General features: G+C 43.0%; 15 protein-coding genes and 1 tRNA gene. 3 read left to right on the top strand and 13 right to left on the bottom strand.

All coding sequences use genetic code 11. From position 1 onward, the window contains the following. The first annotated feature begins 82 nt into the window (after positions 1–82). Entirely contained in the window at positions 83–1,270 is a 1,188-nt protein-coding gene (locus OH456_RS04285) for a multidrug effflux MFS transporter (RefSeq protein WP_270032873.1), read from the top strand. A 43-nt stretch (positions 1,271–1,313) separates the two neighbouring features. On the opposite strand, the gene OH456_RS04280 is transcribed toward OH456_RS04285, so the two are convergent. Continuing rightward, on the bottom strand, positions 1,314–1,535 hold the full coding sequence (locus OH456_RS04280; RefSeq protein ID WP_124942187.1) for a hypothetical protein: 222 nt from the start codon (positions 1,533–1,535) through the stop codon (positions 1,314–1,316). A 104-nt stretch (positions 1,536–1,639) separates the two neighbouring features. Then, positions 1,640–2,107, bottom strand: a complete 468-nt coding sequence (locus tag OH456_RS04275; RefSeq protein ID WP_252039853.1) for an ATPase P — start codon at positions 2,105–2,107, stop codon at positions 1,640–1,642. A gap of 609 nt (positions 2,108–2,716) precedes the next feature. On the opposite strand from OH456_RS04275, the gene OH456_RS04270 reads away from it, so the two are divergent. Then, positions 2,717–3,148 (top strand): hypothetical protein, encoded by a 432-nt coding sequence (locus tag OH456_RS04270; protein WP_270032872.1) that lies wholly within the window; start codon positions 2,717–2,719, stop codon positions 3,146–3,148. A gap of 214 nt (positions 3,149–3,362) precedes the next feature. On the opposite strand, the gene OH456_RS04265 is transcribed toward OH456_RS04270, so the two are convergent. Together OH456_RS04265 and OH456_RS04260 are read right to left on the bottom strand one after the other, a co-directional pair. Then, positions 3,363–3,437 (bottom strand) — tRNA-Gly (locus OH456_RS04265). Positions 3,438–3,639: 202 nt separating this feature from the next. Then, a complete protein-coding gene (locus OH456_RS04260) occupies positions 3,640–4,812 on the bottom strand; it encodes a p-hydroxyphenylacetate 3-hydroxylase oxygenase component (RefSeq protein WP_206379155.1) in 1,173 nt (390 codons plus the stop codon). Between the two features lie 167 nt (positions 4,813–4,979). Between OH456_RS04260 and hpaA the strand changes: the two genes are divergently transcribed. Beyond that, positions 4,980–5,855, top strand: a complete 876-nt coding sequence (hpaA, locus tag OH456_RS04255; protein WP_006069576.1) for a 4-hydroxyphenylacetate catabolism regulatory protein HpaA — start codon at positions 4,980–4,982, stop codon at positions 5,853–5,855. 70 nt (positions 5,856–5,925) lie between these two features. On the opposite strand, the gene OH456_RS04250 is transcribed toward hpaA, so the two are convergent. The 9 genes from OH456_RS04250 to hpaH form a co-directional block, all read right to left on the bottom strand. Continuing rightward, positions 5,926–7,380 (bottom strand): NAD-dependent succinate-semialdehyde dehydrogenase, encoded by a 1,455-nt coding sequence (locus OH456_RS04250; protein WP_006069575.1) that lies wholly within the window; start codon positions 7,378–7,380, stop codon positions 5,926–5,928. An 8-nt stretch (positions 7,381–7,388) separates the two neighbouring features. Beyond that, positions 7,389–8,246 carry a 3,4-dihydroxyphenylacetate 2,3-dioxygenase gene (gene hpaD / locus OH456_RS04245; protein ID WP_270032871.1) on the bottom strand — a complete coding sequence of 286 codons (858 nt, stop codon included), beginning with the start codon at positions 8,244–8,246 and terminating at the stop codon, positions 7,389–7,391. A gap of 77 nt (positions 8,247–8,323) precedes the next feature. Next, complete coding sequence (locus tag OH456_RS04240) at positions 8,324–9,292, bottom strand: AEC family transporter (protein WP_006069573.1); 969 nt, start codon at positions 9,290–9,292, stop codon at positions 8,324–8,326. A 19-nt stretch (positions 9,293–9,311) separates the two neighbouring features. Then, the gene (locus tag OH456_RS04235; protein ID WP_270032870.1) at positions 9,312–9,707 is read right to left on the bottom strand and encodes a 5-carboxymethyl-2-hydroxymuconate Delta-isomerase; all 396 of its coding nucleotides are present in this window, start codon (positions 9,705–9,707) and stop codon (positions 9,312–9,314) included. Between the two features lie 91 nt (positions 9,708–9,798). Further along, positions 9,799–11,322 (bottom strand): 5-carboxymethyl-2-hydroxymuconate semialdehyde dehydrogenase, encoded by a 1,524-nt coding sequence (hpaE, locus tag OH456_RS04230; protein WP_270032869.1) that lies wholly within the window; start codon positions 11,320–11,322, stop codon positions 9,799–9,801. A gap of 26 nt (positions 11,323–11,348) precedes the next feature. Then, positions 11,349–12,116: a fumarylacetoacetate hydrolase family protein gene (locus OH456_RS04225; protein WP_270032868.1), complete on the bottom strand. Its 768-nt coding sequence runs from the start codon at positions 12,114–12,116 to the stop codon at positions 11,349–11,351. Further along, on the bottom strand, positions 12,117–12,767 hold the full coding sequence (locus tag OH456_RS04220; RefSeq protein WP_270032867.1) for a fumarylacetoacetate hydrolase family protein: 651 nt from the start codon (positions 12,765–12,767) through the stop codon (positions 12,117–12,119). It lies immediately after the preceding gene. A gap of 9 nt (positions 12,768–12,776) precedes the next feature. Continuing rightward, a complete protein-coding gene (gene hpaI / locus OH456_RS04215; RefSeq protein ID WP_198559009.1) occupies positions 12,777–13,577 on the bottom strand; it encodes a 4-hydroxy-2-oxoheptanedioate aldolase in 801 nt (266 codons plus the stop codon). 11 nt (positions 13,578–13,588) lie between these two features. Then, on the bottom strand, positions 13,589–14,392 hold the full coding sequence (gene hpaH, locus OH456_RS04210; protein WP_270032866.1) for a 2-oxo-hept-4-ene-1,7-dioate hydratase: 804 nt from the start codon (positions 14,390–14,392) through the stop codon (positions 13,589–13,591). Between the last annotated feature and the right edge of the window lie 13 nt (positions 14,393–14,405).

The raw sequence follows: 14,405 nt of genomic DNA, 5'->3' as shown, positions 1-14,405 counted from the left end.
TCGAAATAAACAGAGTATTATGTAATACAAATTCAACTCCCAACTCCTCTATCTAGTCTTAGAGTCTCTTGATGGAACACCAATGACAAATGGAATTCGCTACAAAGTAATACTACTCGCCTGCCTAATTATTAGCGTTGGTCAGTTGAGTATGGGCTTAGTATTCCCATCACTGCCTTGGATTGCTGCGGATTTTGATATTTCTTTGGACCAAGCACAGCTTCTGGTCGGTATCTATTTATTGGGTTTCGGACCATCTCAATTCTTGTATGGTCCCATTTCAGATGCTGTGGGACGAAAAAAAGTCCTGTTATCGGGACTCATCATCGCCTTAATGGGGCTAATAACAATAATTGTCTTTCAGAGTACGTTTGAAGGGATGGTATTAGGCCGATTTTTACAAGGCTTAGGGACGGGATGCTGTGCCGTACTCGCTAGAGCATCAACCAGAGACCAGTTTAACGGTGCTGACCTTCCAATTGCTATGTCCTACATCGCAATGGCCGCTTCCATAACCCCTGTCATTGCGCCAGTCCTCGGTGGTTTCATCAACTTCCATTTCGGTTGGAGCATGGTTTTCGTTTCCTTGTTTAGTTATGTTGCATTGGCATGGATAGTCATTGCTTTCCAATTCAAAGAAACAGTAGCTCAAAAATCTTCAATACCATCTCCACGAAAAATGCTGTGCCAATACTGGGAACTGATGCGTTCGACCTACTTTATGAGCTTCGCCAGTATCGGATGGCTGAACTTCAGTTTAATGATCACTACCGTATCCGTTATGCCTTTTATCATGCAGAATCAAATTGGTATGAATTCTGATGAGTACGCATTATGGGCGCTTATCCCGGCTTTCGGTATGATTTTAGGTACGACACTATGTAATCGAATACGTCCTATCATCGGTACAAGAAACATGCTCTTTTGTACGCCTCTCATACACTTAATTGCAGCACTTTGGTTATTTCTATCTCCCCTCGAACCTTTCTATTTAATGTTAGGTCAGTTTTTGATGATTTTAGGTAACGGCATCGCACTCCCTTGCTCTCAAGCAATGGTCCTTCTTCCATACAAAAAACAAGCAGGTGTCGCCGCCGCTTTATCTGGAGGTGGGCAGATGATTGTATCATCCCTGGTTAGTATGGGATTGGTTCGGATAGGTTTGAGTGAACCTTGGCATTTATCAATGGTGATAACGCTCTTCGCAGCAATTACATTCTCAAATATCCGCAACGGTTTTAATGCAGAGCAATCATCTTCATCTCCCTAAATCCAAGGAATCACTAAAGACATAACATCAGCAAGTATTATGATTAATAGTCCGGTTGATGATCTTGAAAATAAACCGTCGCATCCATAATATTGCCATCTTCGAGTTTGCACTCATTAGAAGCGGATATAAAGCTACCGCCATTCGCCTCACAATAATGCTGAACCTCCGTTTTCACCGGTTTAGGGGCTTGGTGTATGTTGTTTGCACAACCAAATAGAGTTAGTGGTGCAACTAATATCATTAGTACTAATTTTCTTTTCATTTCTCGTTCTCACGTGGTTATTAATTCGTATTCAACTGGTAAGCAGTTACCTTTCCACTGGATTGCTCCGCATATTAGTTATGTTGAATATGTTGCTAATGAACTTATATACGACAACCAGATACCAATCTTTTCGGATTCAAAAGTAAATCGATGGCTTCGTGAATGCTGTTAGAGATTAGATCTGCTCGCATAAGTGCTTTTGGGTGAACGCCTTCAGCTGTCTGAACGACAATGCCTAACGTCACTTTTTCAAGCATAAGTACATCGTTTAGACCTCTACCAATAGCAACAGAGCTTGAGGATGGTGTAGATATAGACTCGCTTTTCTGTCTTTGAGTATTACAGTGGTCTAAAGTGACTACATTAACGGGTAGAGATGACAAAACGTCTTTGGCGGTGCCAAATGTATCCGCAGTTAGCACGTAAATATCTACTAATGAAGCAAGCTCTCTTAGCTTATTTTCGACACCCCCAATGAGCTTTCCATCCTCAGCTAACGTACCATCAAATCCAAAATATACCGTTTTAATCGTTTTAGCCCAATTTGGTATAGGTATTTCAATACTCACATCTATTCCTCGAAGAAGTTTCTTTCATTTAAACAATTATCGAAAAGAAACCCTCAATAAAATACAGGTTAATTATAAATCTCAACAAACAAAACCAAATTAATCACAATACGATTAACTCGTGCTAATTGTAAATCCAAGTAATCTCATGCTTAGCTGAAATATCGTGATTTAATCTTAATGCGAAGATATCACAACGACTACTGAATTATACTTCAAAGAGATTTTAGCATTACTAAATCAATAAAAACCTTGATTGTCAATACGATAGTAATTTTACACGTATAAAGGACACCTAATTAACGTTTGAATAGATTACTATTCTGATGAGTGGATTTAGAGTTAGCCAATTATTTAGCCACTTGAGTATTTATTAGAGTACGGATTCTAGAGATAAAAACACGATAGCATTTTGATTTAATGCATTTTTAACTTAGCACTGCCCCATATCATTTTATAAAAAACGCCTTGTCACCCTTCAACTCGTACAATAACTGCCATAGATAAAATCAACCAATGGAACTACTCATAATCTTACCTATAATATAGCTGTCAGTAACATTCTGGCTAATGACTAAATTGACACTAAAAGGAAGTATGAGGTTAAATATGTATAAATCTATTTTCAGGCTCATGATGCTCGTATCTTTTTCTATACTAACCATCGCTTGTACTGCAACACAAAGCTCAGATAAAGAGAACATGGATGCGTCCATGGAATCATTACAAAGTGGCACGTTGGTTGTTAATGATTTTGGATATGAAGTATCGGATGGCGATGAGGTTAGACAGCAGTTTGATTCTTACTTATCTCCCATCTATCGAGAAACTTACATTACGAGCAAACAAGCTAAAGAGATGAACCTAAAACCTGGTTACACTTTCCATGTATATGACTTCCACTCTGTTGAGAATTTAGACAAGAAGATTGCTGAAAAAGTCAAAAAGGACAAACCTATTTACTTTACTGTTGACTACTACAAGAATGTTGTGGGCGATGATGACCAAGTAGAATATAACGCGAAGGTAACGTTCTATTGATATTCTGATGTGCCGCCTGTTTGCAAGTCGGGCGGTACTATCATCACTGCAACATAAGCAGACACGATTTTTGAATACCCTAGATGTCCAAGCAGACAATTTTTGATCTAAATGGTGTAGTTCATTTATGGCGAGCGAAAGCTTAGGAACGTAATTCTAGAATACTTAGTTGTTTCAGGTGTTATGTGAAGAGTAAATAACATGGGAGAGAAATTGGAGCGTGCAGCGGGAATCGAACCCGCATCATCAGCTTGGAAGGCTGAGGTAATAGCCATTATACGATGCACGCATCATCGTGGAACGAGAGTTAATATGCCATATCTGAGACAAAAGAAAAGCACTAATTAGGACTTAAGTGTTTGTTTGCACATTTTTTATTCTTAACGAACAATTCTTACCCGCTTCAAATCACCTACCTTCAAAAATCCGTGACATGGTGCACAAATGCGATAAAGGGCGACACCAAGTAGCCCTTTATCGACTATGACGGACTATACCATTGTTGGATCTGGTTCTAACCCCATTAATGCTCGTCCTAGGATCTGAGCACAAACATCGTAATCGGTATAGGCATGTGCACCTGTCATATGAGAGTCGCGGAATAAACGCTGGGCTTCGTTGTCGCTAAACCATGCCATACCGCCAGAGGCTTCGAAAAGACGGTCAACACTTTCAATGCAAATCTTAACGGCATACGCTTGATTTGTGCGCCAGTAGCTTAGGGTCTCTGCTGAAGGGTATTCCTTACGCTCACCATGTTCCTTGTGGTCCTGCCAAGTTTTCTCTAATAGGGCTCTAGCAGCCGCAACCTGATGTGTTGATTCCGCAAGACGCATCAACGCAGGAGTTGCTACGCCAACATTAGCGCCGGTGTAAGCTCGTACACGGTTCTTCTGCTTCTCTTTGTAAACATCCAACATACGTTCAGCGATACCCAAGCCAATAGCTGCAAAGCCACATGCAAAGTAAGGGCGATAAGGTGTGTAGAAAATGTCGCTCTCTGGGTATAAGTCAAAGCCAGCGGACTCCCCTTCCATCATACCTTTTGCGGTTTCAATTCTGTGTTCCGGAATGAAAACATCTCTAAGCTCTAGGGTTTTCGTACCACTTGATTTCATACCCGCAGCATACCAGTCATCGACAATCTTGTACTGATGGCGAGGAACGATACCAAAACAATAAGATTTATTGCCATCTTCATCGAAACGATTGAATCCTAAAATGGCCCAATCTGCATGATCACATCCACTACTCCAACGCATATCACCGTTGAAGATGACGCCGCCTTCTGTTTCATCAATCTTACCAAACGGAGCGATACTGCTGCTCGCTGTGGCTTCAGGGTCACTTCCCCAGAACTCTTCCTGCGCTTCTTTGGAAAACATAGCCATTTGATGACTGTGAGTCGCCAACAAGCTTGCGCCCCAAGCTGTACCTCCACATGCACCAGCAAGTGCAGCGACACAATCAGTAAATTCTGGCAAAGAGATTTCAAGGCCACCGTAAGCCTTAGGTTGAAACGCCCTAAAGAACCCAATCTCTCTTAGCAATCGGATGTTTTCTTCGGGTGGCGTTCGGTCTTGTTCTGCTTGCATCGCGTTATTAGCGATAGTTGGCAAAATAACGTGTAATTTTTCGAGTAACGGATTAGGTGTTTTCATCATCGATTCCTTTTGAAGGTTAGCCCTATAATCGTTATCAGGTGGGCAATTACTGACTAGTATGTTCACAAAATCGAAGTTGTTAAATGGATGTTACCTTTGTTTGCTTGTACTTTTCGCAGAGTTACCTAATATATTAACTATTAACTCAAATTGAGAAGATAAAGCATATGGAATCTCTCACTATCCCTAACCTGAATATTGGTAAAGTGTACGACTCTCGTTATCAGGATAATGACTTTCACGTTGAAAAATTGGATAGTCTAGCCTTGTTCTTTGGTCGTAACATGCCAACTCATTATCACGATCGTTACTATCAAATTCACTGTATTTTGGAAGGGAACACGCACGTTTTACTCGATGAATCTCACTACTCGCGGAACGGTGTCACACTGTTCTTTACTCCCCCGACCGTTCCTCACTCCTTTGTCACAGAAGATCACGCCAGTGGCTTTGTTATTACAGCCAGTCAAACCCTTGTTTGGAGGTTATTAGACATTGAAATTGGAAGAAATGATGTTGCTTCTACCGCCATGCAACCTTTTTGCACAGAACTCGAAAGTGGGCATCGTTTAGTGACACTTTTTGAGCATTTGATAGCGGAACAAAGCGGATCAGATTTTATGAATGACATCGCCTGCCAGTCGATCTTACAACTTATACTGATCGATGTTATTCGCTTAGCAAATGCTCAACCAACCAATACTACTTATCGTAGTAGCGATGTTCATATTTTTAATCAATTTAGCCAACTTATTGAACAACACTACAAGTCTCATTGGACGCTTCCTCAGTATGCAGAAAAACTCGGATTAACAACAGCACGGTTAAACGATATCTGCAAACGTATTAGTGGCTTAGCGTCAAAACGTTTAGCCTCTGATAGAGTAATGCAAGAAGCTAGAAGACTATTACTATTGACGGCCATGTCAGTACAAGAAGTCGCATATGAATTGGGATACCAAGACCCGGCTTACTTCGCTCGTTTTTTTAAGAAAAACGCTGGTGAGACGGCAACAGAGTTCAGAGAAAGAGAGCAGCAATAGCTGCCTCTTCCTCTATGAGGATGTATTGAATATTCTGTTAAGAATGGTGAATGTGGACACTCGCTTTTTATTACTTTAAACCACCCATAAACATGTATTTCATCTCCATAAATTCTTCCATTCCATGTCGGGAACCTTCACGCCCTAGCCCCGACTCTTTAACTCCTCCAAATGGTGCAGCAGCAGTAGAAATGAGACCTTCATTGATACCAATCATACCCACTTCCAACGCATCACCAACTGTCCACGCCTTCGCCAACGACTGAGTATAGAAATAAGCAGCCAATCCTGAGTCTGTGTTATTTGCTCTGGCAATCACTTCTTCGACTGACTGGAACTTAAATAATGGCGCCAACGGCCCGAAGGTTTCTTCATGTGCTACTAACATATCATCGGTGACACCTGTCAATACGAAAGGAGTCACAAACTGACGATAGCGCTCATCAAATCCACCGCACCGAATCTGAGCACCTTTTACAATGGCATCATCCACGTGCGATTGTACTTTTGCCACGGCTTGAGCATTAATCAGAGGCCCTATGGTCACGCCTTGCTCAAAACCGTCGCCTACTTTTAACGCTTGGACTTTCTTGGTTAACTTAGAAGCAAATTCATCATAAACCGCCTCCTGAACAAAAATACGGTTTGCGCATACACAGGTTTGTCCAGCATTTCTGAACTTTGCAATCATCGCCCCTTCAACAGCGGCATCTATATCAGCATCATCAAATACAATGAACGGAGCATTACCTCCAAGCTCTAGCGCCATTTTTTTAATAGATGAGGCGGATTGATTCATTAGGATCTTACCTACGTTAGTTGACCCAGTGAACGATACTTTGCGCACCCATTTGTGTGCAGTAACAACGCTGCCGATTTCAACTGCGTCACCGGTAATCACGTTTAGCAGTCCATTAGGAATACCCGCCTGTTGTGCTAATTCAGCGAGAGCAAATGCAGTAAAAGGCGTATCAGGCGCTGGTTTTAACACTACTGAACAGCCCGCTGCAAATGCAGGTGCACATTTTCTGGTGATCATCGCTGCAGGAAAATTCCAAGGCGTGATTGCTGCGACCACACCAATAGGCTCCTTAGTCACAACGATTTTTCCATCAGTCTTATGACTAGGGATCATTTCTCCATAAGCGCGTTTCGCTTCTTCGCTATACCACAATACAAAGCTTGCAGCATAGGTAATCTCTCCTTTCGCTTCTGCATGTGGTTTGCCCTGTTCTGAGGTTAAAATTGTGGCAAGATCTTCGGTATTTTCAACAATCAAATCATACCATTTTCTCAATACCACTGACTTATGCTCGGCAGTGGTGTCCTTCCACAATTGGAATGCAGATTGTGCAACCTCAACGCTTAACTCTGCTTCCGCTTTGCCCAGTCGAGGCACTGAACCAATCTCTTGTTGATTCGATGGGTTATAAACCACATCATAAGTGCCGTTAGGTGAACTAAACCATTCACCGCCAATAAAACAGCGTTGCTGAATCAATAATTTAGGATTATTGAGTTTCATGTGCTCTCCTAGTCAGTCACTTCAAATACTACGTTAACTTGCCCCGTGCCTGAGCTAGGGAAGTATTCTGTTATTACTTCACTTCTACCTTCATACTTATCCCATCCCAGAGCGCCAAATAGCATAGCAGTGTCATGCATTCCCCCTTCACCTGAACAAAGGTTTGCATAATCAGGAAGCATATTGAGGAAAGTGCTGTAATCACGCTGGGCCCAGAGTTCCAGTACGCGCAAGTCTACTTGGCGGTTAAACTCCTTTGAGATAGTGAACGTGCCGTTGTTGGCTTCATACTCCTCATTATTCCATATTCTGTGTGATAGCGAGCCAGAGGCTAGTAACATCACTCGACTGCTACTTTCTTCTATCGCTTCACGGATGGCTTCTCCGAGTTTGCGTGAAGACTCAATATCATGCACCGTACACCACGCAGCAATTGAGACCACTTTAAACTGACAGTCTTCATTCATATAACGCATTGGCACTAGCGTGCCGTACTCTAGGTCTAATGATTCAACTTGATGAGACAAAGTAAACACGCCTTTTTCAGTCGCGCACTCTGCGATTTTATCGCCTAAATCAGTATTACCGTAATATTGGTATTCTAGGTTTTGGATAAAATGAGGGAACTCGTTACTGGTATAGTTTCCCGAGAATCTATCTCGCGAGTTAATATGATATCCAGCATTTACCAGCCAGTGTGTATCCAGAACCACCACTGTATCGACATCAAGATCTTTAGCCATCTGAGCAATTTGTTTATGCCCATCTATCGCTGATTTACGACAACCATGTAATCTGCCTGGTTGCTCTGACATGATCATGGTAGGCACGTGAGTAATTTTGGCGGCAACACATAATTTTCCCATTTTCGGTTCCTTTTGAATAAGGCTTCGCTCTGTGGCAAGAAGCTCCATTATTGGTTGATAGGTTATTGAATATAAAACTAATACAAACTGAAGATCGTAATGACACTGGTCGTCACTACACTGACCGTTGCCATCGCTATAATGGTGGTAGGTAGTAGAACCGCCGAACACAACCCTCCCATGTTGTATCTCTGCCCAATTACGGCATAGACACCAAACATAGGCATACTCGCCAAAATGACAGCGACTGCACTCATCGTAGGATCGAGATCGAACCAAAGGACAATCATCACCAGCAGAAGCAGAGGATGAATGACTAGTTTTCCAAATACTACTGTCCCTATCTCCTTTTTCATGCCATTGACTCGCACACCAACCAAGCCGCCGCCAATCGTAAACAGCGCAACACCGGTAACAGTATTGGCGAGCATCTCGACCATCCGTTCAGCCATTTCTGGTGTATTGATGTTCAGTCCAGAGACCAACATCCCGAGTAAAATAGACAATACGATCGGATTCTTTAAAAGGCTTCTCCCTGTATCTGATAGCTTCTTAAGAAAACGAGTAGATTTGTTCGAGTTAGACATATCTGCAAGAGCTAACAAAAGCGGTAACATAATTAAATTCTCAACAACTAAGGTCAGAGAAAATGGTACTAATGCAGAGGTACCGAACAGGAAGTAAATAACAGGGAAACCGATCAACAAACTGTTGGAAAAGCTGCTTCCCAATCCCAAAACAATACTTTCTGTGACCGTTTTTTTTAGCGCAAAAATACAAAGAACGGCAACAAACGTAAAGGCTAAAAGCGAACCAACGGTGTACACCATTACATAAGCCACATTCCATACCTCTTCCAGAGGCTTAGTACTTAATGCACTGAAAATAGCGGCTGGCAATCCGAAGTTAAAAACAAACGCTGCCAACGCTTTATGACCATTTTCCGGTATGATTCTATTCTTAGAAGCAAGGTAACCCAGGCCAATAACAAGAAATACCGGGAGAATAGTCATCACTACATATTGGAGATGTTCGATAGCTATCACGAGTCTTCTCCTTCCACTTTCAAGCCTGAGACTGACTAGTAAGCTTCTGATGTATATTATTTTTCTTAAAATTTAGCTCTGGATGCAGTTCTATCATCTCAAAGCCAATACTTAAGTATTGCTGTTCGAATACTGGCTTTAAATACGCTGAAAATACCTCGAAAATTTGTTCAGCAGCTTTTCTTCTAACATCTAGGTCTCTGCCCGTACCGACTTTTGCCGTTAGGTGGACAAACCTATTTTCTGGATCCTCATCCGCGATAAGATAGTAATCACTTTTGACCGCACGGGTTCGAATTCCACCCTTAGGAAAAACACCCGTAGCAATGGCTTCTCGATGGATAACTTTCATTAAATCCGGTATGTCTACATCCTTCTCTATGTTTGGTGAGAACTCCATTATGAAATGCGGCATTTTCATCTCCTTAAAATAGGCTCGCTACAATCGCTGAAACGAGCCTGCGCAATTGCCATTACTTTTAACGAATACTGAATGGTCAAATGACCTAGCGTTTTCCTAACGTCGGAACGTTGTGTGTATCATGAGCAATACAGATATTTTTAGTTTCCATGTAGAAGTCAAAGCTCCAATCTCCCCCGTCTCGCCCAATCCCAGACATTTTTACCCCTCCAAAAGGCGATGGTAGATTGCGGTTATTTTCTGAATTCACCCAAATCATGCCTGCTTCCACCTTACTCGCCAATCGCATGGCTCGACCCGTATTGGATGTCCAAATGTATCCCGACAACCCGTAATCCGTATCGTTCGCTATCTCAATCGCCTGTTCCTCGGATTCAAATTCGATGCAAGTAAGCACTGGACCGAAAATCTCTTCTTTGGCAATACGCATAGTATTATCGGCTTCAGTAAACAACGTTGGCGTAAGGTAGTTACCGTTCCCTAACTCCTTGATAGCTCGACCACCAACTGCTACTGTCGCTCCATCCTCTTTTGCAGCGTCCATATAGCTAAGCACTTTGTTGTAATGCGACTTATGAACTAGCGGCCCTACTTCTGTTTCTGGGTCTAACGGATGTCCTACCTGAATATTTTCCACACGTGCCTTTAACGCTTCGATAAATTTAGGTTTGATTCCTTTTTGAATTAGCAATCGACTGGAGCTTGTGCAGCGCTGCCCATTGAGGCTGTATATCATGAAAACCACTGCATCCAGTGCACGTTCAAAGTCCGCATCATTAAACACGATCACTGGGTTTTTACCGCCTAGTTCAAAGTGAACACGTTTTAATGTAGGCGCGCCTTGCGCTTGGATCATGGAACCAGTGACTGTCTCACCAACAAACGCGACTGCTTTTATGGCTTTGTGCTCGGTCAGCGCTTTGCCAGCAACTTCACCGAAACCATTCACCATGTTCCACACTCCGGCCGGCAACCCCGCTTCTTCGGCACACTCTGCAAGAATGGCTGCCGTCAAAGGACTAAACTCGGCTGGCTTATGCACAACGGTACAGCCCGCGGCTAACGCTGGTGCAATCTTCCAAGTAGAAAGCATAAACGGAGTATTCCAAGGCGTAATCACGCCCACTGGCCCAATTGGTGTCCTAACGGTATAGTTTGTATGGTCATCTTGGTGAAGTGATAGACCGTTTTTAGCTTCCGGTGATTTGTCAGCAAAGAAACGGAAATTGGCAGCACCACGAATCGCAGCTTGTTTCATAAATCGTAATGGCTGCCCACAATCCATAGATTCAACAAGCGCAATTTCTTCAGCACGCTCTTCTATTTTATCCGCTAAACAATGAAGTATCTTCTTACGTTGAGCACCAGGTAAATCGGCCCACTCAGTAAACGCTTTCTGTGCTGCTAAACACGCTTGATTTACATCTTCTTCAGAGCCTTTAACCACCAACCCCAAGGGTTCGTTGTTCGTTGGCGAGAGATTCTCAAATGTTTCCCCTTCGCTTCCAAGTGTCCATTCGCCGCCAATATAGTGACCTAAAGTGCGTTCCCTGTATTTAGTGAGATATTGTTCTGCTTTAGTCAAATTTAAGTCGAGTTGTTGAGCCATGATGTAATTCCTTTATCCTTTTGAATTTATCGTTGTTCGTAGAATGCCTGCTCAGATAACACTGGGTTTTCAAGCGTACCCACCTCTGCGATTTCGCACGTCACTACATCACCCGGTTGAATGTCTTTCAGACCTTTAGGTGTGCCCGTCGCAATTAGGTCTCCGGGTTTAAGAGTCATAAATTGGCTTAGATATTCAATAAGAAATGGAATGTCGAAAATCATATCCGCCGTCGTACCTTGCTGAGTGACTTCACCATTAACACGAGTTTCCAACGTCAGGTTGTTGATATCTCCAATATCATCAATATCCACTATCCAAGGTCCAATCGGACAAAGAGAGTCTCGGCTTTTTACTCGTAGATTTGGACGGTAGTAATTCTCTAAATAGTCACGGATGGCGTAGTCGTTACATACCGTCAAACCCGAGACGTATTGCATTGCATCTTGACGCTTCACGTTTCGTGCTTCCTTGCCAATCACAGCAACAAGCTCACATTCATAATGCATAAACTCGATATCATCAGGGCGGTAAGAAGGTTGACCGTGTGCTGTTAGTGTATTTTGACCTTTAAGGAAAACCAGTGGCTCTTTAGGTGGTTCAAAAGCAAGCTCTGAAGCGTGATCGGCATAATTAAGACCCAGCGCAAAAATGGTTCCTGGGTTCTCTATTGGTACCAGCCACTTAAACGTATCCTTTGCTATTTTTTCACCAGATTGCTTCGTTACAGATAAATCATCATTCACCGTTACGTTTAGCGTTTGCCCTTGATAATCTATTCTTGCCCGTCTCATTTACTCACCTCCTGTAACAATATTTTCAAGGCGAAGTACATCACCTAAGCTTGAATTCACTTGGTCATAAGGTTGCAACTCCACGCGCTCACCAGCAAATCCAACAGCAATTACGTCTCCTTTTTCTAAGGTCATGATGTGGGAAATTTTGCTGATAAGTGTCTCAATCGAACGGTGTTGACGACTTATTGGAAAGTAACGTTTAACAGAGCCGTTCACAGACGTCGTCAGCTCAAGCTCTCTAAGGTTCGGTATGTCAGAAGCTGATACTGGCGCAGACAAGGTTGCGGAATTGTCTAAACATTTTCCTTTAATATCTGGGCGGTAGTAGCTTTTCTCTGGGAGGGAAAAGTCATGCAGCAACGCGAAGCCGCCAATATACTCTTCGGCATTTTGCACGGCGACTCGACAGCATTGCTGCCCGATAATAACCGCAAGACTCGCTCCAACAACCAACGCTTTATCTTGATGTGGCCAATCAATGGGACTATTGTCATTATTCCAAGTATTGTGGGGTTTGAAGTACAATACTGGTTCAGTGGGTAGAGCCTTATAGGGTGCTTGTTCAAACTCAATCGTCATCTTATCCAATTGCTGTTGGTCATTGAGAGCCACACACACCACTTTTCCTTGTAGTTTTGTTTTCATCATATTTCCTGCTTAATAAACGTTATCAATGACTGGCGTTTCAATGTCATCTACATGGTTAAGCTTGTAAGCAAGTTGTTCCGCACCAAGTCGAAGCAACAACGTATCAACACCAGCACCTATGAACTTAACGCCTCTCGCTGCATATTCGCGTGCTTGCTGAGGGTTTAATGACAGTATCCCCGTTGCTTTACCGGCGTGTTGAATGACCTCTATCGCGTGGTCAATTGCTGCAACAACTTCTGGGTGAGACGGGTTACCGATATGCCCCATTGAGCCCGACAAGTCCGAAGGTCCGATAAATATGCCGTCAATACCTTCCACCGCTGCAATTGCTTCAATATTGTCGATAGCTTGCTTGGTTTCGACTTGCACCAAAATACAGATCTGCTCATTCGCTCGGTGTAGATATTGAGGAACTCTATTCCACTGGGACGCTCTTGCTAGAGCACTGCCAATACCACGGTGACCAAGTGGCGGATAAAGTGCTGACTTAACCACTTGCTCGGCTTCGTTTGCATCATTAACCATCGGTACTAAAACCGTTTGTGCGCCAATATCGAGCAACCTTTTGATTAGTGTTGGATTACTGTCTTCAGCTCTGACAATTGGTGAAGCACTGTGAGCCGCCAGAGCTTGTAGGTGATGCTTAATACCCGTTAGATCAAACGAAGCATGCTCACCATCAATGAGTACCCAATCGAACCCAGCGCTTCCACAGATCTCTGCACAACTCGTGTCAGGTAACCCCAACCATAACCCCCACAATGGATCATGGCCTTTTAAAGATTGTTTAAATTTGTTTTCAAGCATCTCAATTATCCTTAAACAAATTTGACCGAGATTCCGCCTAATGGACCAAAGTCCGCGTGAATCGTATCTCCCTCATTCACTGCTACGGGACGAGTGAAAGAACCCGCTAAAATGACCTGTCCAGGCTCTAATGAAACACCATGCGGTGCAAAGCGTTTGCATACCCAACATATACCATTCGCAGGATGCCCTAATACGCCAGCTGCCAACCCGGTTTCTTCAATTTGTCCGTTGAGGTAAAGCATGGCGCCTGCCCAACGAAGGTCTAATTCTGTAGGTTTAATTGGCCTTCCACCGATAATGATTCCTCCGTTAGCCGCGTTATCCGCGATTGTGTCGTAAACTTTTCGCGTATAACCAGTTTCGGGATCAGTTCGGTGACAACGAGCAGCTATCAGCTCCAATGCTGGAACCACATAGTCGGTAGCATTAAGCACATCAAAAATAGTGACATTGTCACCTTCGAGTTTTTCTTTTAGTACGAAGGCAAGCTCAACCTCAATACGAGGATCGAGAAAGTCGCCAACAGGTATCTGTGAGCCGTCTGAAAAAAACATGTCGTCGAGCAGTACGCCATAATCCGGTTGATCAATGCTGACTGCCATTTGCATCGCTCGAGACGTAAGGCCAATTTTGTAACCTTTGACTTTTGCACCCTCTCTTTTCTTCCTATCTACCCATCGACTTTGAATTTTGTATGCGTCTTCCATCGACATTTCTGGGTAATCAAGCGTAAGAGCGGTAATTTGCTCTCTATTCTTCTCTGCTTTATAAAGGCGTTCCGCAGCTACTTGAATTTGCTCTTCTGTTAACATTCGACTTCCTTTC

The sequence above is a fragment of the Vibrio sp. La 4.2.2 genome (assembly GCF_027586995.1).
GTDB classification, from domain to species: domain Bacteria; phylum Pseudomonadota; class Gammaproteobacteria; order Enterobacterales; family Vibrionaceae; genus Vibrio; species Vibrio mediterranei.
Note: the sequence above shows the minus strand (reverse complement) of the source record. Positions and strands in the feature narration are given on the sequence as shown.